We start from the raw sequence: 20399 nt of genomic DNA, 5'->3' as shown, positions 1-20399 counted from the left end.
TAAACGCCTAGTTTGGTTTTTAATAACGAGAAGCCCGCTGATTAGCGGGCTTTTTTGTATTTTGAATTATAACTTGATGAGTATAGAGTAATAATAGCAGAGTATTCACATTATACGCCACCAGCACCTCTCATTGACTGCTCACTGTTCTTTACTAACATATGCTTAGCGGTTTCTTTCAAAATATCCCATTCTACGGAGTTAACTTTAATTCCAGTATCCCAAGATAATTGATGGCGCTTTAAGATTTCCTCTGAGCTTAGATAGTCCACGTGGTTTTTTCCATAGCGCTCTAGGACAAAATCATTATCAGCAAGCTCAATAATCATATCCTGTGGCCCGTCTATCTCATCGACCTGTTCATCAAAGAAGTAAAGCTCAGGATAAATATTACCTAAGTTTAAAATAAACAAAGTATGTTTAGGATCTGTACCATTATCCCAGCGTGCCATACAAGCAATACCTTTTACAGCAAGCCTGACTAACTCCCCGTAAGCCAGCCAGCGATTATGGCAGTTTTTTAGCTCAATCTTAATATGATGGTGCTTATCATCTGCAAAATGCTCTAACGCATAGTCTAAAACTGCCGGTAGGTGATAAGCGATACTATTACCATGAAAATCAAACGTCAAAGTTAATGAAGACTTAGACTTCTCATCATTTTCATCTAATACCACTTCATCAACAATCTGATTATTGATAATATCTAATTCGACTTCTTGCTCATTGAACAGAAAATCACTAGCATTGTTAAATTGGCGAATACCTTCAAGCCCAGCCATCTGTAGCTCTGCCACCATGTTGGCAATGAGATCGGCCTCGCCATATTCATTACGCGTGCCCAAAAAAGCCTTTTGCACCAAGCTTATAATTTCATTATGAGAGACTATCATATTTCATCTCCTTGCTGTATTTCTGCTTCTGTCGGCAACAAAGGAAATAACCACTCTGCTTCGTGAGCCTCTTCAAATAAAGGCGCGCCTTGGAATAAAGTAATGCGTACCCACCGATCTGAACGCGGATCAAATTTAGTCGCTCCAAATATAGATAATTTACAGCGCAGTAAATTCATAGGTAGTGCATCCTTATGTAGCACATTCATTTGAATATCACCCATTGGCTTGTTACCCATATTCCACACACGGCGAATAATACCGCGATACTTTGGATGCTTTAAGACAAACTCTGACAGCTTTTGCGACTCATCAGCCTGTTTCATCGCCAAATAAAGATTGCGTGCTTGCCTACCGATATCTAAGGGCAGCTCTTTTTCAACACCTTCCTCTACACCTCTAACACCAAGCCTTGGCTCTTCTTTATCTTCAGAGCGATACCAAAACCAGTAAGCATTATTAGAATCAGTGAAGTCGGTATGAATTGCCCACTGATAACGAGCTTCCAAGATACGGATAATGTCGCCCACCTTTTTACCTAAAGGCACCTCCATGGTTTCATCCGCATTCATAAGTGACTCAAACGCATCTACTTTTTCAGGATACAGCTCCATTAAGCAGGCGATTAAGACCTCCTGCGCCTCATAGCTCATATATTGATAATGTTTGAGCAGCTCTCGCCAAATGCATAAAGTTGATGCAGTCAACTCAACAGACTTAAGCAGCTCTTCAAGTTCTGATACTGCCGTTTGATTCTTTTGTTGCTGTCGCTCATTGATAGTAACAACTTGCTGTAGGTGTTTTACAGCTCGCTCAAGGTATTGTTTTAATGTGGCAAACTTGTTCGTTTCAATCTTGCCCTCTAATACAGTGGCTAATGCCTGCTCTCTGCTACTTAACCACTGATCAACAATACAAGGGTGGTTAATGAGGTAAGGCGCCATACCCAAACCCGTTGCATTGCCCACACCTAGATAACGTTGTAGTTTAGGATGCAAACCAACTGCGGTCTCCCCGCCTCTATTCTTCGCTAAGAAATCCACCAAATCTAGGCTGAACTGGCGTAATAAATAGACGGCACACATCTGAGCACTAAATGACTGACCAAAGTCGATGGTTTTTTCTAATGGTTTAAAATCATGGATTCCAAATTTGCCATTGCCATAGACAGCAGTCGTTCTTAGAATATACCCCACTTGTGCTAGCACTTCAGGCTTTGGCTGATTGCCACTCGCTAAGCTGTCAACAATGTGCTCAAACACGCGCATACTCTTATTCGCCCGTGCCAGCACAATCACTTTATTTGAGTTACGTCCCGCCTCTTGCAGCGGCACATTTGCACGCAGCTGCTCAAGTAGCTCATCAGGCACCTCACCTAGGACGAGGCAAAAAGTCACATCCCACCGCTCTGCAATCACACGGTCATTTCTCTCTTCATCTGCAATCTCATCACAGAAGACTACTAAGTGATAGACACCATTGTCAGTGGTTAAGCGATAGATGGCATGTCCATACCCATCACTTGATAAACACCAACTTTGTGTACTAAGCTGCCAGTTTTCTCGACTTATTTTTCTGAGCAGCGTTCGAACAAAGCTAATTCTGGTTTGATGCATGGCGCCTAGCCTGTCTGGATGCATAACATCACTTGGATCTCTCAGATTCAGTGGCTTGATGTCACATATCAAATCACTTGGTTTATCACAATTATTAATCGTCACATTCATATCCTTATCATCCTTAATACTACCGATTAAAAGCTACTGTATTTCCTTTACGATAATCTTGGGCCCTCATCTTTTAGCTATCACATCCGATTTAACAGCAGCTTGAACTATAGGCTGCCCAGTTAATAAACGATTGGGGCGATACAAGTCTTGATCTTTTGCCATTTGCTTCGCTATTTGGGGGCCATTCCATAGTGCTGGCAGCATAATAAAAGAAACAGGTACGGCAGTAATCACAATAAATGATTGTAGTGCTGTGACACCGCCTGCGCCGATAGAAATGAGTGCAATTGCAGTGACCCCCATCATGACCCCCCAAAACGTGCGGATAATGGCATTTGGCTCGCGCTCACCACTAATCACCACACTGATGGTATAAGTCATAGAGTCACCTGTCGTCACAATGAAAATGGTCGTTAAAATTAAGAATAAGATCGAGGTAACCATAGGAAACGGTAACTGCTGAGTAATGGCTAATAAAGCCCCCGGCAAGTTAAACCCTTCAAATGCTGCGCTCACGCTACCTGGGTTCGCAATTTCAAACGCAAGCCCTGTTCCGCCAACAATAGTAAACCAAAAGCAGGTCACTAAAGGCGCTACAATACAAACTGTCGTGATTAGCTGGCGAATGGTGCGACCACGTGAAATACGAGCGATAAAGATGGCCATCATAGGACCATAACCTAAGAACCAGCCCCAGAAAAATACGGTCCACCAGCTCAACCATCCCTCATCACCTCGGAAGGTCGCCATAGGCAGAAAGTTATTAACCATACTACCCATACTTTGAATATAACCATTGACAATAAAATTACTTGGACCAAATACTAAGATAAAAAGCATCAATGCAAATGCTAAGATAACGTTAAAACGGCTAAGCAGCTGCATACCTCTAGCAAGGCCACTGATGGCTGATAAGGTATATAAAGCAATGGCGAACAAAATAATGATAAGCTGGGTGATGAAGGTATCTGGAATACCAAACAGTGTGTTTAGGGCATAACTGATTTGTAACCCTAAAAAGCCAATGGGACCAATTGTTCCTGCTGCTACAGCAATAATACAGCAGGCATCGATAATGGCACCTGTATGACCGGTTAAAACACGCTCTCCCAATACTGGATACAGAAAAGTACGCGGCTTTAATGGTAATCCTTTGTCGTAATGCAAGTGCATAATGACAATAGCAGATAAGCTACCCACAATCGCCCACGCTAAAAACCCCCAATGCATAAAAGATTGTGATAATGCATTGAAAGCTCTTTGCTGGATATCAGCCGTCTCTGCAAATATTGGCGGCGGCGTGACAAAATGTGCCATAGGCTCAGCTGCTGCCCAGAAAACACCGCCACCTGCTAACAATGTACAAAATAAGATAGCCATCCATTTGAAGCTATCCATTTCAGGCTCTGCTAAGTTTCCTAAGATAACTCGGCCAGTGCGGCCCGCACCCACGGCTAAAGCAATTAAGAAAGTAGCTAGCAACAGTATCTGCCAAAAAGGACCAAAAAACTTCACTGACCAATTAAAGCCTATTTCAACTGCTTGAGCTAAATACTGCTGACTAAAAATAGCCATCAATACGAATATAATAATAAAACCACCGCTATACCATAGGGCTGGGTTTTTCAGGCCCAGCGCATCTTTCGACTCTAAATGAGGCTGCGGTGTTTTGTGTACGTTTGAGCTCATATTTGGCTCAGTGGTAGGTGTCATCTCTATATCAGTCATAATCGTATTTCCTTATACTAGATTGGTATTGTTTGTCAGATATGCATTCTTTAATAGCCACTCACCTAGGGCATCCGAGCCCAGTTAAGATCTATAACGGTGTGATATCAACCAAGATTCAATTGTCCTTTAATAATTTAAAATAGCATCACCTAACCGGTAGTTTATTCCCTAAGGTATAAACTACTGCGGCCAATCAAACGCAAGTTTTGAATAAAACTGACTACGAAATAAGTGATGTGAAAAGCTAGAATGCCAGCATGAAGTATCTATTAAGCGATTACTTCAGAACGTTGACGGTCTTTTTGGTAACTGCTGTTAAGCTCTGGCATAGGTACAAGAGAGCGCTCTAAGAATTGATACCAATTACCGCCAATAATTTGCCCTGCCTCATTCTCGCTAAAGCCAGTTTTGAGTAGACCCTCATAGATATTACGCATACCATCCCTGCCAGCAAACCACGGCAGAGAGTCTGGCCAACCAGAATTATTGGCAGAGCCTTCGCCATAATCCATCTGCTTAGACCAGCGCCCATTACGCATCCATTCCAGCACAGATTGCGGCTGATTTAGGCACAAATCACTACCAATACCTAAGTGATCCACACCCACCATGTCTGCTGTCTTGGCGACCATCGCACAGAAGTCCTCTAAACGGCAGTCACTGCCATTGGGCAAATGAAAAGGATATAAGCTAAAGCCTAATAGACCACCGCGCGAGGCTAACGCTTTAATGACTGTATCTGACTTATTACGTAGCGCATCATGAGCAAAGGTTGGATTAGCATGGCTGATACAGATAGGACGCTCAGACAAATCAATGGCCTCAAGCGTTGAGCGCTCTGCACTGTGCGACATATCGATAATCATACCAACACGGTTCATCTCCTCGATGACTTGCTTACCATAACGTGTAATACCCGAGTCATTGGCTTCATAACAGCCCGTTGCCAATAGACTTTGGTTGTTATACGTCAGCTGCATGATAAGTAGGCCTTGCTGGCGCATCACACTAACAAGGCCAATCTCATCTTCAATTGGAGAGCAGTTTTGTGCCCCAAATAAAATACCTACCTTACCCAGCTCTTTTGCTTTTTGAATATCCTGAGCACTGTATACCGGCATGATGACATCCGAGTTTTGCTCAAAGCGCTGATCCCACTCGGCAAAACGTGTTAGTGTTGCTCGGGCATCTTCATGGTACACCAAGGTTGCATGTACCGCATGAATACCGCTGGCTTTTAGCATCAAAAAATAATCTCTGTCCCAATTGCTGTATTGCAGCCCATCTATAACTATCTGATTTTCAAACATGGTACTTCCTTGTATCCGATTTTAATAAATATCCCTTTCGCCTTTATGACTAAGCGCTTGAACATTATTTGGCACTTAAAACCATCAGTAAGCGCGCTGATAAGCAGTTTTAACAATGGTATAAAACTCTTTGGCGTATTGACCTTGCTCACGTGGACCAAAGCTTGATGATTTACGACCACCAAAAGGTACGTGATAGTCGGTACCCGCTGTGGCTAAGTTCACCATGACACATCCTGCTTCAACTCGCTCTTTAAACAAGGCACTGTTGCGTAAGCTTTGAGTAATAATGCCGCCTGTTAAACCAAAGCGTGTCTCGTTAGTAATCGCTATCGCCTCTTCAATATCATCACTAATACGAATGACGGATGCTAATGGTGCGAAAACCTCTTCTTGGTTAATTTCCCAGTCGTTTTGTGTGCCGAGCAATAAGGTAGGTGCCATATAGTAGCCTTCATGTGGCATGTCTAAACGCTCGCCACCTAAAGCGATTTCAGCGCCTTGTTTTTTGGCTTTTTCAACCCAGTTAAGGTTAGCGGCCAGCTGCTTATCGTCCACAACAGGACCCATAAAGATACCTTCTTCTAGCGCATGACCAATCTTAAGCGTCTTCATACGCTGAGCTAATCTCTCAACATATTCATCATAAACACTGTCCATCACTAGCAAGCGTGAAGAGGCGGTACATTTTTGACCCGCACCTGAGAATGAACCGCCAATAGTCGCTTCAATAGCAATATCTAAATCGGCATCATTAGCAATCACTAAGGCGTTTTTACTGCCCATCTCTAACTGACAGCGTACAAAGTTTGGTGCAGTTGCTGCCGCTACTTTACGACCTGTTGGTACAGAGCCTGTAAAGCTCACCGCATCAATATCTGGTGAGTTAATAAGGGCATCACCGACGCTACCGCCACTACCTAACACAAGGTTAAAGGTCCCTGCTGGCAGGCCATGACGATGGATAATTTCTGTTAATGCCACAGAACTGGCAGGCGTTAAGTTAGCCGGCTTCCAAATCACACTGTTGCCAAATGCCAAAGCAGGTGCAATTTTCCAAACCGCAGTCGCTGTTGGGAAGTTCCATGGTGAGATAATAGCAACCACACCCACCGCTTCGCGTGTTATTTCAATCTTAACGCCAGGGCGTACCGAATCTGCTAGATCACCCATTTGACGCAGCACTTCTGCCGCAAAATAATGAAAGAACTGACCTGAGCGATAAATCTCGCCACGCCCTTCAGCAAATGGCTTACCTTCTTCACGAGAAAGCAGACGACCTAACTCATCACAGCGAGCGATTAGCTCATCACCAATAGATTGTAAAATAGCTTGCTTACGCTCCATTGGCACACGCGCCCACTCAGGCTGAGCACGGCGAGCAGCAGCAATGGCTTCTTCTACATGAGATTCATCTGCTTGAGCATACTCACCAATGGTTTCACTGATATCTGATGGATTAATATTGGTAATAGTGTGCGTACCTGTACGCCATTCACCGTTGATATAAAGTGCATTATTAGTTGGTAGATTAGTCATAGTTGCATCCTTTGCAAAACATTCAATAAAATGAAATAAGTTAGTATTTAAAATAATTTATATGAGTCATGATTTCTTGCACGCATGTCTTTAATATCATGCGATGTTATATGGTGTATTGATCAGCTGTTTACTGTCCAACATTGGCATAAACCACCAACTCTACTAGCATCTCTTCACGTGCCAGCCCAGCCACGACCACTGCGGCTCTATTGGGATAAGGCGCAGTGAAATACTCTGCATAAATCTTATTAACCGTCGCAAGATACGCTCGATCTGTCACATAGATCAAAGCCTGTACCACTGAATCCATATCTTCACCAGCACAGGAAAGTGTATGCTTTAAGTTTTCCATTGTTTGACGGGCTTGAGCCTCAATACCACCTTCTACTACCACGCCATTTTCATCAATAGGGATTTGAGCGGTATATAAGGTGCCATTGCTGACCACTGCCCACTCTAGCGGGGCTTTTGAGGCATAAAGATCGGTTTTCACTGCGGTTTTTTTGATAGATTGTGACATGGCTCCCTCCAAAATCAGTAAGAAGTTGGCAATCGAATCAGCCCATCCTAGAGCTATATTTTGATTGCCTTATTTGGTTAGCTGCTATATTAGGCAAATTCAAGTGATAAATCTAACAAATAATATCTTAGATATGATAGATTTAATCTATCGATAAAAATAGTAATCAAATATAAGCAACAAGGAGGTTGTCGTTATGAATATCAAGTTACAACAGCTGCGTCATTTTTTGTATGTGGTAGAAGAGGGTGGCTTTCGGGCAGCGGCTTCTCGTGCCAATCGCTCCCAAGCCACTTTATCCTCTTCTATAAAAGCCTTAGAAAGTGAATTAGGACGAGCCTTATTTGAACCTGGTAATAACTCGATCTTAACGCCCTTTGGCGAAGAGTGCGCACCCAAAATCGATCAGTTTATGCAGCTTTATCATCGCCTTGAAACCGACCTACAGTCTACTGCTTTAGGAAAATACGGTAAGATAAGAATAGCCACTGTTCCCTCTATAGCCACCAAACTGCTGCCTGACGTCTTAGCAGAATACTCCAGACGTTATCCTGATGTAGAGATAAGCTTGGTTGATGACAACTCGGTAGGTGTTTGCAACCGTTTGCTTGCTGGCGAGGTCGATATTGCGCTAGGTAATTTAGACACCACCCATGAGCAAGAGGTAACTTTTATGCCGTTACTTGCTGACCCTATTGGCGTGGTCTGTACCAAAAACCATCGACTTGCTCAGTTTGAAGAGGGCGTCGTGTGGCAAGAGCTGTTAGGCGAACCTTTTATTTATAATGGTACCTGTCAGTTACTCAGCCATACCCCTGCTTATGAGATAAATATCAAGCCTAGATATGAGGTGGGCAATATTACCTCCTTATTCTCATTATTAAGAAATGAGCTCGGTGTGACGACCTTACCCAAGCTTGCCTTTCCAGAGTACGATAACCATTTGGTATGGATACCGCTTATTGACCCTATTGTAAAACGTCAGATAGGCATGTTTAGCATTGCTGGCAGAACATTACCACCGCAAGTACAGCTCTTTACTCAGCTTTGCTCCAGTTATATAAAAAGCTTAAATTGAGTGTAGACTCATTGAGTTAATGGCCCAGCTTACTTATAAAGACAGCACTTATAAGGAAAGCCCCATAGATTTTCAGCCCAGTTTTCATTAAACTTAACCGCTTAACTTAGCAATAAACAACCTTAAGATACCCTATGACTGCTCCTTTTGCTTCAAAGTCTACACCTATACACATGGATGTAGACCGCCACAGTCCTGATTTACGTCAACGTTTAAATAGCGTCCGTATCGTTATGGTCAATACCACTCTGCCTGCTAATATAGGTTCAGCGGCTCGTTCCATGTTCACCATGGGGCTAACAGACTTGGTTGTAGTCAACCCTAAACACCCGATTGATGAGGACAGTATCGCTCATGCTGCAGGGGCGCAAAGTGTTTTAAGAGATTGCTGCGTAGTAGATACCTTAGATGAGGCTTTGAGCGACTGCCAGCTGGTATTTGCCGCCAGTAGTCGCCAGCGCCACATTCCGCGTCCTGTTGTCACCCCAGATGAGTCAGCCCAATTGGTTTTAGATAGACCCATCAGTGAGACCAAAGTTGCCATTTTGTTTGGTAGAGAGGACCGAGGGCTTACCAATGAAGAGCTGGCACTGGCAGACTATCATATTCAAATCGATGCCAATCCAGACTACCCAGTGCTTAATGTGGCCTCAGCAGTTCAAGTAATTGCCAGCTTTTTTTACAGCCGTTTCTTGCAGCACAGCCACAGCAAGCTAAATCAAACCAATGACACTGCTGATAAAGACGGTACTGATATTGAGGTAATGATACGCCAAAAATGGGATGCACCGGCTGTCAATCAACAACAAAAGCAAAGCTTACAGTCTCGTATAATAGAGCTGATGCATAGCCTAGAATTGGTAGAGAGTACAGAGCATGATAAGCTAAGAGAGTTGCCCAGCCGACTATCACGGCTGCTATCTCGACTACAGCTTGACCAAAAAGAGTATGAGCTGTTAAGTGCCATCATTGCTAAAGTACAGCGCAGACTCTAAAATGAGCGTTTACCTTGTTTTATTACTTCAAGGGATTTAGCACTTTTACGTACGTATAAGCACTCTTAAGTTGTATAATCTAAATAAGATTACTTACCTATTTCATTTTAAACAACAAAATAAGACATCGCCATGAGACTCATTAAAGCCATTAAAAAAGCCAAGGCCTCATTACAAGAAGACATTGCCGCTGTATTCAATCGTGACCCTGCAGCCCGTAACAGTACCGAGGTACTGCTGACCTATCCCGGTATTCATGCCTTAATATTACACCGCGGTGCCCATTATTTATGGAATAAAGACTACAAGTTCTGTGCTCGCGCCATCTCATATGGTTCACGCATGGTCACTGGTATTGAGATCCACCCAGCTGCTCAAATTGGTCGTCGATTTTTTATTGATCATGGCATGGGTGTGGTCATCGGTGAGACCGCCAAGATTGGCGATGATGTGACTTTATATCATGGAGTTACCTTAGGCGGCGTCTCCTTAGGTCAAGGTAAACGCCACCCTACTTTAGAAGATGGCGTGATCGTTGGTGCTGGTGCAAAAGTATTGGGCCCCTTCACAGTGGGTAAAAACGCTAAGATTGGCTCTAATGCAGTGGTTGTCAAAGAAGTGCCTGCCGAAGCCACCATGGTGGGCAATGCGGCGCGTATGATTACAAGTAGTGCTGAGGATGAAGCGAACAACACTTCGGCCGCGTTAGAGGCGACCAAACAAAAGCCGACAGCTAACAATGAAATCAGCTGCCCTGATGAGATTATTGCTAAACCGCAAAAGGCGCATAAAAAACGTCTGTCAGAGCGGGTAGACTTTAATGCTTATGGCCTCAATCCAAACTCTGAGGACCCAGTAGCAGAAGCCTTTAGCAAGATGCTCAGCCACATTCAGCAGTCTGAGACACGTATTAGCGAGATGCAAGAGGCGCTGTGCCGCTTGGACCCCAATTTTAAGCCCAAAGACTGTCATAAGATTTCAGCCGATGAGATTGATGTTATTAATAATTAGTCAGATGCGGCCGCAAACCCATCGCTAAAAAGCGCAACGTAAAAAAGGCCACTTACTCTAAGTGGCCTTTTTGATGCAGCTCTTGTAGTCCTACCCACTCATGATGCTTAAAGGGATAGCGCTCTGCGATACCAATCAGCTCATTATCGGCTGTTTTAATAGCCAGTACATCTATATCTATAATCACCCTGCGATTCTTAGGCTCACTCATATTATGAATCACAGAATGCACATCAAGCTGACTGAGTTTTTGGGCTTCAAAAAACTCATTTTGTATCTGTTTTTCAATAATCTTCGTGGTTTTTATCAGCTCCCCCAAGCTTGGGTTATCCAAGGCGGTGTGTACACCCATAATCAGATAGCCACACTGATTGGTATAATCGGGTTTGGGATTATCTTCGGTGGCAGTATAGTCTGGATTGACAAACTCAGTTGACCACACGCTGTTTTTGGCAAGCTGAGATAAGCACTGCCGAGCCTGCGCCAGATGTTTATCAGCCGCCTCATTGCTACCCAGCTCAACCACATATCCTATTGGTTGGGTCTGGCAAATCTGCGCTAAAGGCTCAATGGCACTCAACACCTTTACCAAAGAGGCATCAGAATCATCGGCAGGTGCAGATTTACTTTTTTCGCTTATGCTATTTTTATAAGGCACTATACGGCTCATGACACACCACTCCTATGTCCATCCAGGCGCTTACTCTGCTGTTTTGGCAGTACGCGTAATTTGTACCGCAACGTAATCCGCCTCTTTAATGGCCGTGGGTTTGGCTACCGTAACCGTCACTTGAGTGGTGGCATATTTTTGTAAGATATTTTGAGCAATTAATTCAGCCAGTGTCTCAATCAGCATGGCTTTGGCCTGCTGACACCACTGGGTGATGTCATCACACACGGCTTTGTAATTAATGGCATGGTCAATATCATCACTACTTGCCGCCTCCCTGATATCCGTTGCCATCGTCACATCAATCACCAAGGGCTGAGTAATTACCCGCTCCCAATCAAATACCCCGATTACTGCCTCAACTTTTAAGCCGTTAACTTTGACAAAATCAGTGGGGTTGTCTTTTTTACTCATTACAGTCTACTTTTATCAATTATTAGGAAGTTCAATTATTCGCAAATTTAATTATTAACAAGTTAATTAGCACGCTTATTGAGCTGTTTGCTGGGGCGATTTTGCCATAAATCTATACTAAACAACAAAAGCCCAAACCAGATAAGACCAAATATCATTAGCCGATGTATATCAAAAGGTTCATGGTAATAAAATATTGCCAATAAAAATATAATCGTTGGGGTCAAATAGTTCATAAAGCTTAAAATACTATAGGCCACCATCTTGGTCGATTGGTTAAACAGCAGCAGCGGTATTAGGGTGATCGGACCGGCCAACATCAAAAACCAAATGTTATCGCTCCACCAAAATGACAAACTTGAGCTGGCCACATTGGATGTCATAAACCACCAAATACATAGCGGCACAAGTAGCGCCGTTTCCAAAAACAGCGAGTCAAGCGCAGGCAGTGGCGTCCGTCTTTGCATAACCCCATACACACTAAAGGAGCACGCCAATATTAAAGACACCCACGGCAAATTACCCAGCATAATTACTTGGATAAGTACCGAGGAGATGGCAAAGCCGACCGCTATCCATTGCAGCGGCCGCAAACGCTCTTGCAAGAATACCAAAGACAATAAAATACCAATTAACGGGCTAATAAAATAGCCCAAACTGGCCTCTAAAATCTGATTGGCATTGACCGCCCACACATAAGTGAGCCAGTTAGTGGCAATGATAAGGCTTGATAAAAAGGTAATCCAAATCAGCCGCGGCTGCGCCTTTAAAGTAGCAATCCACTGCCATCGCTTGCTTACTATCAGCACCAAACTTAGGCACACAAAGGTCCAAATAATACGGTGGCCGATAATCTCTACGGCATTATACTCACCCAAACGCTTGAAATAAAAAGGAAAACTTCCCCATATTGAAAAAGCAATTAAAGCGGTGATGATGCCCTTACTGGTGGTATGAACCACCGCAGGCTTGGGCTTACTGGGTGTGCTATTGGTGGGAGTGGCTAATGACATAAGACATCCAAAGGGCTAAATGCAGTCAGCTATATTAAGATATAGGCAATGTTAATAAACGCAGAAAAATCAAAATTATAGTCATAAAGACTATGATAAGCAGCAGCGATACAAAAAATATTGAAATTATAACTCGAGAAACCGCTCAGCGTTGTATCAACTGCTTATAAATGCACAGTTAAATCATAACAAACGTTTTGGCTGTTCTAAACAGCAAAGCCATCTCATAACAGATGGCTTTGACTTACACCGTGCAGCTAACAGCAGATAACTTAGCTTTTTAGCCTTGACGAGTGGCTAGGTTCATACCAATTTTATTTGCCAACTCTGCAAAGCCTGGGAAGCTGGTATTCACGGTTTCTACCCCTTGAATGGTAATGGTGTCAGTAGCACGCAAGCTTGCCACAGAGAAGCTCATCGCGATACGGTGATCGTGGTGAGAGTAGATTTCACCGCCGCCAAACACCGCTTGATGAGATTGACCATCGCCTTTACCCTCGATAATAATGCCATCTTCAGTTACTGTACAGTCCACACCCAATTGGGTCAGACCATCTGCCATTACTGCGATACGATCTGATTCTTTTACGCGCAGCTCTTTGGCTCCCGTTAACACGGTTTGACCTTGGGCACAGCTGGCGGCAACGAATAGCACTGGAAACTCATCAATCGCCAAGGGCACTAGCGCCTCTGGAATGGTAATGCCTTTTAACTGAGCCGACTTGATAGTGATATCTGCCACAGGCTCACCGCCCACAAAAGTCTCATTACTTAGGCTAATGTCTGCACCCATAAGCTTTAAGATATCAATGATACCAGTACGTGTCGGATTCATACCCACTTGAGTGATGGTAATTTGGCTGTCTTTGGCAATAGAGGCCGCCACCATAAAAAATGCTGCTGAGGAGATATCAGCAGGTACAGCAATATCACAAGCAGTCAGCTTACCGCCGCCCTCAACGCTGATGGTATTGCCCTCGACTTCCACATCATAACCAAACGCGCTTAACATACGCTCGGTGTGGTCACGGCTAATCTCTGGCTGAATTACGGTGGTCTTCCCCTCAGCCCATAGACCGGCCAAGATTAAGCAAGATTTTACCTGAGCTGACGCCACCGGCATGTCATAAGTGATGCCATGCAGCTTACTGCCACGCTTGTCGCTGCCCGTGATGCTAATAGGCGCCGTGCCTCGCTCTCCTGTGGTCTGTAAGGTGGCACCCATTTCACGCAGCGGCTTGGCCACACGCTCCATCGGGCGCTTAGATAAGCTTGCATCGCCGGTTAATACGCTATCGAAGCTTTGGGCGGCCAAAATACCCGATAATAGACGCATGGTAGTGCCTGAGTTCCCCATATATAAAGGGGTGCGACTAGGCTTTAGACCATTGATACCTACCCCATGAATGACCACATTACCATTTTCTGGCCCCTCAATAGTCACGCCCATGTCTTTAAAGGCTTGTAGTGTCGCTAGGGCATCCTCGCCTTCTAAAAAGCCACTTACCCGAGTCACGCCTTCAGCAAGGCTACCAAACATGATGCTACGATGTGATATTGACTTATCACCCGGCACAGCGATAGTGCCATTAATGGTTGAGCTTGGAGTAATAATGTATGCACTAGAGGCATGGGTTGAGGTTGCCATAGAGTTTTCCGTATTGGTTTTTGTGTTAGATATTTCCGTGAGATTTTTAGTATAGGGGGTACCGGTTAGCATATGCCCAAAGTGCTTTCTGGCAGACTGAGCGCGGCCCAAAAGCCCCAGTAGCTGAGTTGAATCCTCATCTTGAATAAGGCGGCGCAGCTTAGCTAGATATTGACTGTATTCATCTAATGCATTTAACAAAGCAGGTTTGTTGGCAATAAAAATATCATGCCACATTACCGGATCGCTTGCGGCAATGCGGGTAAAATCGCGAAACCCGCCAGCGGCATAACGAAAAATATCCATATTATCATCATGATCCGCCAACTGCTCAACCAGATTAAAAGCCAACAAATGCGGCAAGTGACTGGTGTAAGCCAATACTGCATCGTGATGTGCCACATCCATTTTCATGACTGTCGCGCCCACACTCTGCCACAACTGGCTGATTTGAGCAATGGCCTTAGGTGTGGTGCTTTTTAACTCACACACAATCAGGCTGTGATTGACAAACAAATCACTGCGGCGGGCATGAAACCCAGACTGCTCGGCACCGGCTATCGGGTGTGCAGGCACAAACCCTGTGGGCAGCTGACCAAAAGCCTTTTGTGCGGCATCTACCACGTTCTGTTTGGTACTACTGACATCGCTAATTAAACACGCTGTCGTAATCAGACCTTGCTGCATAGCGCTGTTAATATCAGCAAATACAGCACCCACTGCCTTGACCGGTACCGCTAGGATAATACAATCACTGCCTGCGACCACCTCAAACAGTGAGTCGCTCCCCTTATCAATAACGCCTGCCTCTATCGCTGACTTAATACTAGGAGCATGTCTGTCTACGGCCACAAGCTTTGCAGCCAGCTGTCTGTCCCTAATTGCTTGAGCAAGGCTTGCGCCAATAAGGCCCAGACCAACAATACAAACCTGTTCAAACAACATATGCGCCAAACCTATCTTATCTTGTTATGTGAATAATCAATAAAACCACGTCAGTATAACCGACTACAGGGACTGCAACGTATCACGCAGGGTATCTATCAATCTTGTATTGTCCTCAGGCGTTCCCACAGTGATACGCAGCCACTCGGGCAGACCATACGCAGTCAGTGGATACACAATCACTCCTTGCTCCAATAAAGCCTGATTAATACTTTGAGCATCCCCCACGTTGACCATCACAAAGTTGGCATAGGATTTGACGAAACCCAAACCCAGTGCATCAAATTGCTTGCATATCCAGCGCATCTGACCATCATTGATTTTATGCACTTTGGCAATAAAGTCTTGATCGCCCAAGGCCGCCACAGCAGCTGATTGCGCCACCAGACTCACATTAAAAGGCTGACGCACTCTATCAAGCATAGTTGCCACTTCAGGATGGCTCAACGCATAACCCACGCGTAGACCTGCCAGCCCATAAGCTTTAGAGAAAGTGCGCACAATAATCACATTATCAAAATCCTCAAGTAAAGCGCGATTATTACTCTCAGGGCTATACTCGACATAGGCTTCATCTAGCACCACCAACACATGTGAGGGCACTTGAGCGACAAAATCACGTATCTCTTCACTGCTTAACAAGGTGCCGGTCGGGTTGTTAGGATTGGCAATAAATACCAAGCGCGCATTGGGGGTATGTTGAACTGCATCAAGCATAGCCGGTAAATCATGACCATAGCGCTTAGCGGGTACTTCAACACCCTTAGCCCCTAGTATCTTAGCCAGCATAGCGTACACAATAAAAGCATATTCGCTATAAATAATGGCATCTTCATGGCCCACAAAGGTACGGGCTATCAAGTCGAGCAAATCGTTAGAGCCATTACCTAAAGTGACCTGCTTACTGTGTACCTCATTAAAATACGCTATCGCTTGTTTAAGGTCATGCCCTTTGCCATCTGGGTAGCGAGCCAATTGCCCCAGCTGCTCAGTGATGGCCAAGGTTACGTAAGGCGAGCACCCTAGCGGGTTCTCGTTGCTGGCAAGCTTTAAGACATCATTTACCTCATACTCACGTTTGAGCTCCTCCACAGACCTACTCGATTGATAAGCGCTTAGGGTGGCTATGCTGGCGTAAGCTGGGGTTGCAAATGTCTTTTGACTCATGATACTACCTTTATAAGTGGGCCTTTATAGGGCTATTGAACGTTTAGCTTTTAGGTTTTTTAGGTTAATGGCTAGCGCTTAAATCACAGCTTGCGGATAAGAGCCTAAGACACGAACATCTCGAACTAAAGGACGAATCTCTTCAATGGCCGCGCGCACATTTTCATCCTCAATATGACCTTCCATATCGATAAAGAACACATAAGACCATTTATTAGGACGCTCAGGACGGGTCTCGATGCTGGTCATAGATACGCCGTGCTTAGATAATGGCTTTAAAATCTCAATTAAGGCGCCCGCTTTGTTATGCGCTGAGACCAAAATAGAGGTTTTGTCTTGGCCTGAAGGCGCAATATCTTCATGACCTATGATCAAAAATCGAGTGGTGTTACCTGGATTATCTTCAATATTTTCATGCAGCTTATGTAATCCGTATTCTGCGACAGCCACATCACCGGCAATCGCCGCTGAGTGCCATTCGTTCTTAAGACGGCGCGCCGCCTCCCCATTGCTTGACACTTGAACACGCTCAACATTAGGATAATTCACATCGAGCCAATGACGGCACTGTGCCAACGACTGCTGATGTGAATAAATACGGCTTAGACTATCCACCTTGGTATGCTCAGCCACTAAGAAGTTTTGATGAATGGGCAGCTCCACCTCACCAATAATTTTTAGAGTAGAGCCTAAAAACCCATCGAGTGTGTGGTTAACAACGCCTTCAGAGGAGTTCTCAACAGGCACAACCCCATACATAGCAGAACCCGACTCCACCTCACGAAATACATCGGTAATGGTGGTTAACGGCACGGTGGTTGACGCTTTGCCAAAGTGCTTCAGCGCAGCAGCGTGAGTAAAGGTACCGACTGGGCCCAAAAAGGCAATTTTTTGCGGGGATTCTAAGTCCAAACAAACCGACATAATCTCACGAAATAAGCGCGCCATTTTTTCATCACTAATGGGACTGTCTGACGCTTGATTGCGCTTCATGATGTTTTTTAGCACTTGTGCTTCTCGCTCTGGGCGATAAAAGATAGGATTAGACTCTACCTCATCGGCGTGCTCTTTTTTAAAGATGGCCACTTCTTGAGCCAATTTGGCACGGTTGCTAATAAGTTGTAAAATCTCGCCGTCTACGTGATCAATTTTTTGGCGAAGCTCACCTAATACATTTGTCGAGGCTGCTTGAGCCGCATTATTATCGTTATTTGTTGACGAAGTCATAAAAAAGCCTATAGGTCATGTTATGATAATTGGATAAGTTACACGTCATAAAAATGACGTTTCATCCAAGCGACTTTATAAAAAAAAAGTCCTAATAAAGTAACTATAACAAACTTACGCCCTGTTAAGATAGCGCCGTTTAAATACCAACTTCACTGAGCTTCCATTGTACCGTACGGTTTTTGGAATGTTTAGCATATTTTTAATGGTATTAAGCACATAGCTAGTTTAATATGCAGGCGAAATTAACGCTAGGGTGTCCTGCCTGATTGCTCAAGTTAGCACAAAATCAGGCCAAGATACCCTTGATATTTTTTAATCTCATAGAAACAAATTAGGAATACATGATGAGTGCCTTATCTCAATTACAGACCATGACCACCATTGTTGCTGATACCGGTGATTTAAGCGCCATTGCACGCTTAAAACCAGTTGATGCAACGACCAACCCTAGCCTCATTACCAAAGCACTCACTCACCCTGACAAGCAGGCCATGTTATCTGACACCCTAAATCGCTATTCAAATCATGGCGAGGATATGATTGATAAAGTAATCGATGACTTGACCATCCAAGTGGGCTTAGACATCCTAAAACTTATCGATGGCCGTGTGTCTACTGAAGTTGATGCCCGCTTATCTTATGATACTGAGGCCACCATTGCCAAAGCGCATGAATTTATGGAAGCGTATGCGCGTGCCGGCGTGGATAAAGAGTGCATCTTAATTAAGATTGCCGCCACTTGGCAGGGTATTAAAGCGGCTGAACAGCTTGAAAAAGAAGGCATTCATTGTAACCTGACGTTGATTTTTGGTCAGCATCAAGCCGTTGCCTGTGCTGAGTCTGGCGTGACTTTGATTTCACCTTTTGTGGGTCGTATTCTAGATTGGCAAAAGCGCGAGCAAAACCGTCAAATTATCCCAATTAGCGATGATATGGGCGTGCAATCTGTGAAGCGTACGTATCAGTATTACAAACAGCACGGCTACAACACACAAGTAATGGGTGCAAGCTTTAGAAGTGTAGAGCAAATACTTGCCTTGGCCGGTTGCGATTTATTGACCATTTCACCTGACCTACTTGATGAGCTAGCGGCTTTAGATACCCCAGTTGAGCAAGTATTATCACCTAAAATGGCAAGTGACATCATGCCAAAAGTCAGCCTAACTGAAGCACAGTTTAATGCCGCTTACGAACAAGATAGCATCACTCAGCACTTATTGCCCAAAGGTATCGATGGCTTTATCGCTGCTCGTGATGAGCTGGCCAAAGCCTTACAGCAATTGGTAAAGTAATGAATCGATAAGCTTTAGGCTTATAAAAATCCAAAAAAAAAACTCTACTGCCTAAGCAGTAGAGTTTTTTTGTATCAAAGAGATTTTAGCCTTCAAGCACAGTATAGACGGGTACTGGGAAGGTATCATGCAAATCTACCAAGTCTAGCAATACCAACACGCCCGCCACGCTATGACCTGCTTCGATGCACAAATGATAAGCTGTTTTTAAGGTGCCGCCAGTGGCTAAAATATCATCAACCAATAGCACATTACAGGCATGTAGGCCGTCTTGAATCTCTAACGTATCACTGCCGTACTCAAGGGCGTAAGACTTATTGGCTACCGGAGGTGGTAATTTACCAGGCTTACGTAGCAGCATCATGCCCTTGCCCAAGCGGCCTGCCAATAGGCTGGCAAATATAAAGCCGCGCGCTTCGATGGCCACAAAGCAATCAATCTCCTCTAACATACCCTCTGGCAAAGCATCCAACATGGCATCAATGACTTCATTGACATGATTAAGCAGTAAAGGGGTAATATCATAAAAATCAATACCAGGCTTTGGAAAATCAGGCACAGTACGAATGGCTTGCCAAAGCGGATGCTGGCAGCGCGTCGACTGCTCTACGTTGGCCTGATTAGAAGGACTAGAAGAATTAGGGGTTTGATTACTCATAAATGATTTCCAATACTCATTGGTCTATTAGGTCATATTATATTTTAACATATCTTGAGTTGCGCGTGCGGCCGCAGCGCCAATTACCCTGCCTAATCACTGATAATTTTGAGCAGATTTATCCCATAAGACTCAAAATACTCAAGGTGATACTTACGCTTAGATAACAGTTATTGAGCGGCAGTTACTGGTGAGCGGTTAAAGTGTAATTGTGGGCAATGTAAGCTCACTAACAGTTACACTGCAAGAGTTGGTTTGCTATAATCAGTCTGTGAAATTTGAGTTTATCCTTGTTTACTAGAATCTTGATTCAGATGAGAGTTTCTAGCTCAAGCAGGATGGTTACTTTGTTTATTAAAGAGTGCTTTTATGAAAAAATGGGAATGTATCATTTGTGGCTGGGTATATGATGAGGCGTTAGGCTGTCCAGAGGAAGGGATTGCGCCAGGAACCAAATGGGAAGATATCCCCGATGACTGGACGTGCCCTGAATGCGGCGTAGGTAAACTAGATTTTGAGATGTCAGAAATCTAAAGGCTCAGCTCAGCTGCC

18 protein-coding genes are annotated in these 20399 nt (G+C 44.2%); 5 read left to right on the top strand and 13 right to left on the bottom strand.

Features of this window, described 5'->3' with window-relative positions:
• Positions 1–110: 110 nt before the first annotated feature.
• The 6 genes from JMX92_RS04475 to JMX92_RS04450 all read right to left on the bottom strand — a co-directional run bounded on the left by JMX92_RS04475 (position 111) and on the right by JMX92_RS04450 (position 7726).
• The gene (locus JMX92_RS04475; protein WP_201544147.1) at positions 111–893 is read right to left on the bottom strand and encodes a DUF3726 domain-containing protein; all 783 of its coding nucleotides are present in this window, start codon (positions 891–893) and stop codon (positions 111–113) included.
• On the bottom strand, positions 890–2620 hold the full coding sequence (locus tag JMX92_RS04470; RefSeq protein ID WP_201544146.1) for a hypothetical protein: 1731 nt from the start codon (positions 2618–2620) through the stop codon (positions 890–892). The genes JMX92_RS04475 and JMX92_RS04470 overlap by 4 nt, the downstream gene beginning before the upstream one ends.
• Positions 2621–2686: 66 nt before the next feature.
• Positions 2687–4351, bottom strand: a complete 1665-nt coding sequence (locus tag JMX92_RS04465; RefSeq protein ID WP_201544145.1) for a BCCT family transporter — start codon at positions 4349–4351, stop codon at positions 2687–2689.
• Between the two features lie 272 nt (positions 4352–4623).
• Positions 4624–5664, bottom strand: a complete 1041-nt coding sequence (locus JMX92_RS04460; protein WP_201544144.1) for a membrane dipeptidase — start codon at positions 5662–5664, stop codon at positions 4624–4626.
• An 84-nt stretch (positions 5665–5748) separates the two neighbouring features.
• Positions 5749–7203: an aldehyde dehydrogenase family protein gene (locus tag JMX92_RS04455; RefSeq protein ID WP_201544143.1), complete on the bottom strand. Its 1455-nt coding sequence runs from the start codon at positions 7201–7203 to the stop codon at positions 5749–5751.
• A gap of 130 nt (positions 7204–7333) precedes the next feature.
• Positions 7334–7726, bottom strand: coding sequence for a RidA family protein (locus JMX92_RS04450; protein WP_110816595.1), 393 nt, complete (start codon positions 7724–7726; stop codon positions 7334–7336).
• Positions 7727–7922: 196 nt separating this feature from the next.
• Here JMX92_RS04450 and JMX92_RS04445 point away from each other — a divergent pair, with 196 nt between their 5' ends.
• From JMX92_RS04445 to cysE, 3 genes are all read left to right on the top strand, one after another.
• On the top strand, positions 7923–8804 hold the full coding sequence (locus tag JMX92_RS04445) for a LysR family transcriptional regulator (RefSeq protein WP_201544142.1): 882 nt from the start codon (positions 7923–7925) through the stop codon (positions 8802–8804).
• 173 nt (positions 8805–8977) lie between these two features.
• Positions 8978–9799, top strand: coding sequence for an RNA methyltransferase (locus JMX92_RS04440; RefSeq protein WP_201544179.1), 822 nt, complete (start codon positions 8978–8980; stop codon positions 9797–9799).
• 132 nt (positions 9800–9931) lie between these two features.
• Positions 9932–10810 carry a serine O-acetyltransferase gene (gene cysE, locus JMX92_RS04435; RefSeq protein WP_110816598.1) on the top strand — a complete coding sequence of 293 codons (879 nt, stop codon included), beginning with the start codon at positions 9932–9934 and terminating at the stop codon, positions 10808–10810.
• A 52-nt stretch (positions 10811–10862) separates the two neighbouring features.
• Here the strand turns inward: cysE and JMX92_RS04430 are convergent, their stop codons facing one another.
• The 6 genes from JMX92_RS04430 to pheA form a co-directional block, all read right to left on the bottom strand.
• On the bottom strand, positions 10863–11480 hold the full coding sequence (locus JMX92_RS04430; RefSeq protein ID WP_201544139.1) for a hypothetical protein: 618 nt from the start codon (positions 11478–11480) through the stop codon (positions 10863–10865).
• A gap of 30 nt (positions 11481–11510) precedes the next feature.
• Positions 11511–11894, bottom strand: a complete 384-nt coding sequence (folB, locus tag JMX92_RS04425; protein ID WP_011960498.1) for a dihydroneopterin aldolase — start codon at positions 11892–11894, stop codon at positions 11511–11513.
• A gap of 62 nt (positions 11895–11956) precedes the next feature.
• Positions 11957–12907 (bottom strand): EamA family transporter RarD, encoded by a 951-nt coding sequence (gene rarD / locus JMX92_RS04420; RefSeq protein ID WP_201544137.1) that lies wholly within the window; start codon positions 12905–12907, stop codon positions 11957–11959.
• 280 nt (positions 12908–13187) lie between these two features.
• Positions 13188–15500: a bifunctional prephenate dehydrogenase/3-phosphoshikimate 1-carboxyvinyltransferase gene (locus JMX92_RS04415; RefSeq protein WP_201544135.1), complete on the bottom strand. Its 2313-nt coding sequence runs from the start codon at positions 15498–15500 to the stop codon at positions 13188–13190.
• A gap of 63 nt (positions 15501–15563) precedes the next feature.
• A complete protein-coding gene (gene hisC, locus JMX92_RS04410) occupies positions 15564–16667 on the bottom strand; it encodes a histidinol-phosphate transaminase (RefSeq protein ID WP_011960501.1) in 1104 nt (367 codons plus the stop codon).
• A 78-nt stretch (positions 16668–16745) separates the two neighbouring features.
• Positions 16746–17894: a prephenate dehydratase gene (pheA, locus tag JMX92_RS04405; protein WP_201544133.1), complete on the bottom strand. Its 1149-nt coding sequence runs from the start codon at positions 17892–17894 to the stop codon at positions 16746–16748.
• Positions 17895–18241: 347 nt separating this feature from the next.
• On the opposite strand from pheA, the gene JMX92_RS04400 reads away from it, so the two are divergent.
• A complete protein-coding gene (locus JMX92_RS04400; RefSeq protein ID WP_201544177.1) occupies positions 18242–19189 on the top strand; it encodes a transaldolase in 948 nt (315 codons plus the stop codon).
• 85 nt (positions 19190–19274) lie between these two features.
• Here JMX92_RS04400 and JMX92_RS04395 read toward each other — a convergent pair whose 3' ends face one another.
• Positions 19275–19847 carry an adenine phosphoribosyltransferase gene (locus JMX92_RS04395; RefSeq protein ID WP_201544132.1) on the bottom strand — a complete coding sequence of 191 codons (573 nt, stop codon included), beginning with the start codon at positions 19845–19847 and terminating at the stop codon, positions 19275–19277.
• 369 nt (positions 19848–20216) lie between these two features.
• Here JMX92_RS04395 and JMX92_RS04390 point away from each other — a divergent pair, with 369 nt between their 5' ends.
• Positions 20217–20381, top strand: a complete 165-nt coding sequence (locus tag JMX92_RS04390) for a rubredoxin (protein ID WP_011960505.1) — start codon at positions 20217–20219, stop codon at positions 20379–20381.
• Positions 20382–20399 lie beyond the last annotated feature (18 nt).

The sequence above is a fragment of the Psychrobacter sp. H7-1 genome, from assembly GCF_904846585.1.
Lineage (GTDB): Bacteria > Pseudomonadota > Gammaproteobacteria > Pseudomonadales > Moraxellaceae > Psychrobacter > Psychrobacter raelei.
Note: the sequence above shows the minus strand (reverse complement) of the source record. Positions and strands in the feature narration are given on the sequence as shown.

Bases quoted from the DNA above. Each gene is read 5' to 3' on its own strand.
- rarD (WP_201544137.1), bottom strand. From the start codon at position 12,907: ATGTCATTAGCCACTCCCACCAATAGCACACCCAGTAAGCCCAAGCCT.
- JMX92_RS04430 (WP_201544139.1), bottom strand. From the start codon at position 11,480: ATGAGCCGTATAGTGCCTTATAAAAATAGCATAAGCGAAAAAAGTAAA.
- JMX92_RS04450 (WP_110816595.1), bottom strand. From the start codon at position 7,726: ATGTCACAATCTATCAAAAAAACCGCAGTGAAAACCGATCTTTATGCC.
- JMX92_RS04470 (WP_201544146.1), bottom strand. From the start codon at position 2,620: ATGAATGTGACGATTAATAATTGTGATAAACCAAGTGATTTGATATGT.
- JMX92_RS04465 (WP_201544145.1), bottom strand. From the start codon at position 4,351: ATGACTGATATAGAGATGACACCTACCACTGAGCCAAATATGAGCTCA.
- JMX92_RS04440 (WP_201544179.1), top strand. From the start codon at position 8,978: ATGGATGTAGACCGCCACAGTCCTGATTTACGTCAACGTTTAAATAGC.
- JMX92_RS04395 (WP_201544132.1), bottom strand. From the start codon at position 19,847: ATGAGTAATCAAACCCCTAATTCTTCTAGTCCTTCTAATCAGGCCAAC.
- JMX92_RS04400 (WP_201544177.1), top strand. From the start codon at position 18,242: ATGAGTGCCTTATCTCAATTACAGACCATGACCACCATTGTTGCTGAT.
- JMX92_RS04475 (WP_201544147.1), bottom strand. From the start codon at position 893: ATGATAGTCTCTCATAATGAAATTATAAGCTTGGTGCAAAAGGCTTTT.
- JMX92_RS04455 (WP_201544143.1), bottom strand. From the start codon at position 7,203: ATGACTAATCTACCAACTAATAATGCACTTTATATCAACGGTGAATGG.
- JMX92_RS04415 (WP_201544135.1), bottom strand. From the start codon at position 15,500: ATGTTGTTTGAACAGGTTTGTATTGTTGGTCTGGGCCTTATTGGCGCA.
- folB (WP_011960498.1), bottom strand. From the start codon at position 11,894: ATGAGTAAAAAAGACAACCCCACTGATTTTGTCAAAGTTAACGGCTTA.
- JMX92_RS04390 (WP_011960505.1), top strand. From the start codon at position 20,217: ATGAAAAAATGGGAATGTATCATTTGTGGCTGGGTATATGATGAGGCG.
- JMX92_RS04445 (WP_201544142.1), top strand. From the start codon at position 7,923: ATGAATATCAAGTTACAACAGCTGCGTCATTTTTTGTATGTGGTAGAA.
- cysE (WP_110816598.1), top strand. From the start codon at position 9,932: ATGAGACTCATTAAAGCCATTAAAAAAGCCAAGGCCTCATTACAAGAA.
- pheA (WP_201544133.1), bottom strand. From the start codon at position 17,894: ATGACTTCGTCAACAAATAACGATAATAATGCGGCTCAAGCAGCCTCG.
- JMX92_RS04460 (WP_201544144.1), bottom strand. From the start codon at position 5,664: ATGTTTGAAAATCAGATAGTTATAGATGGGCTGCAATACAGCAATTGG.
- hisC (WP_011960501.1), bottom strand. From the start codon at position 16,667: ATGAGTCAAAAGACATTTGCAACCCCAGCTTACGCCAGCATAGCCACC.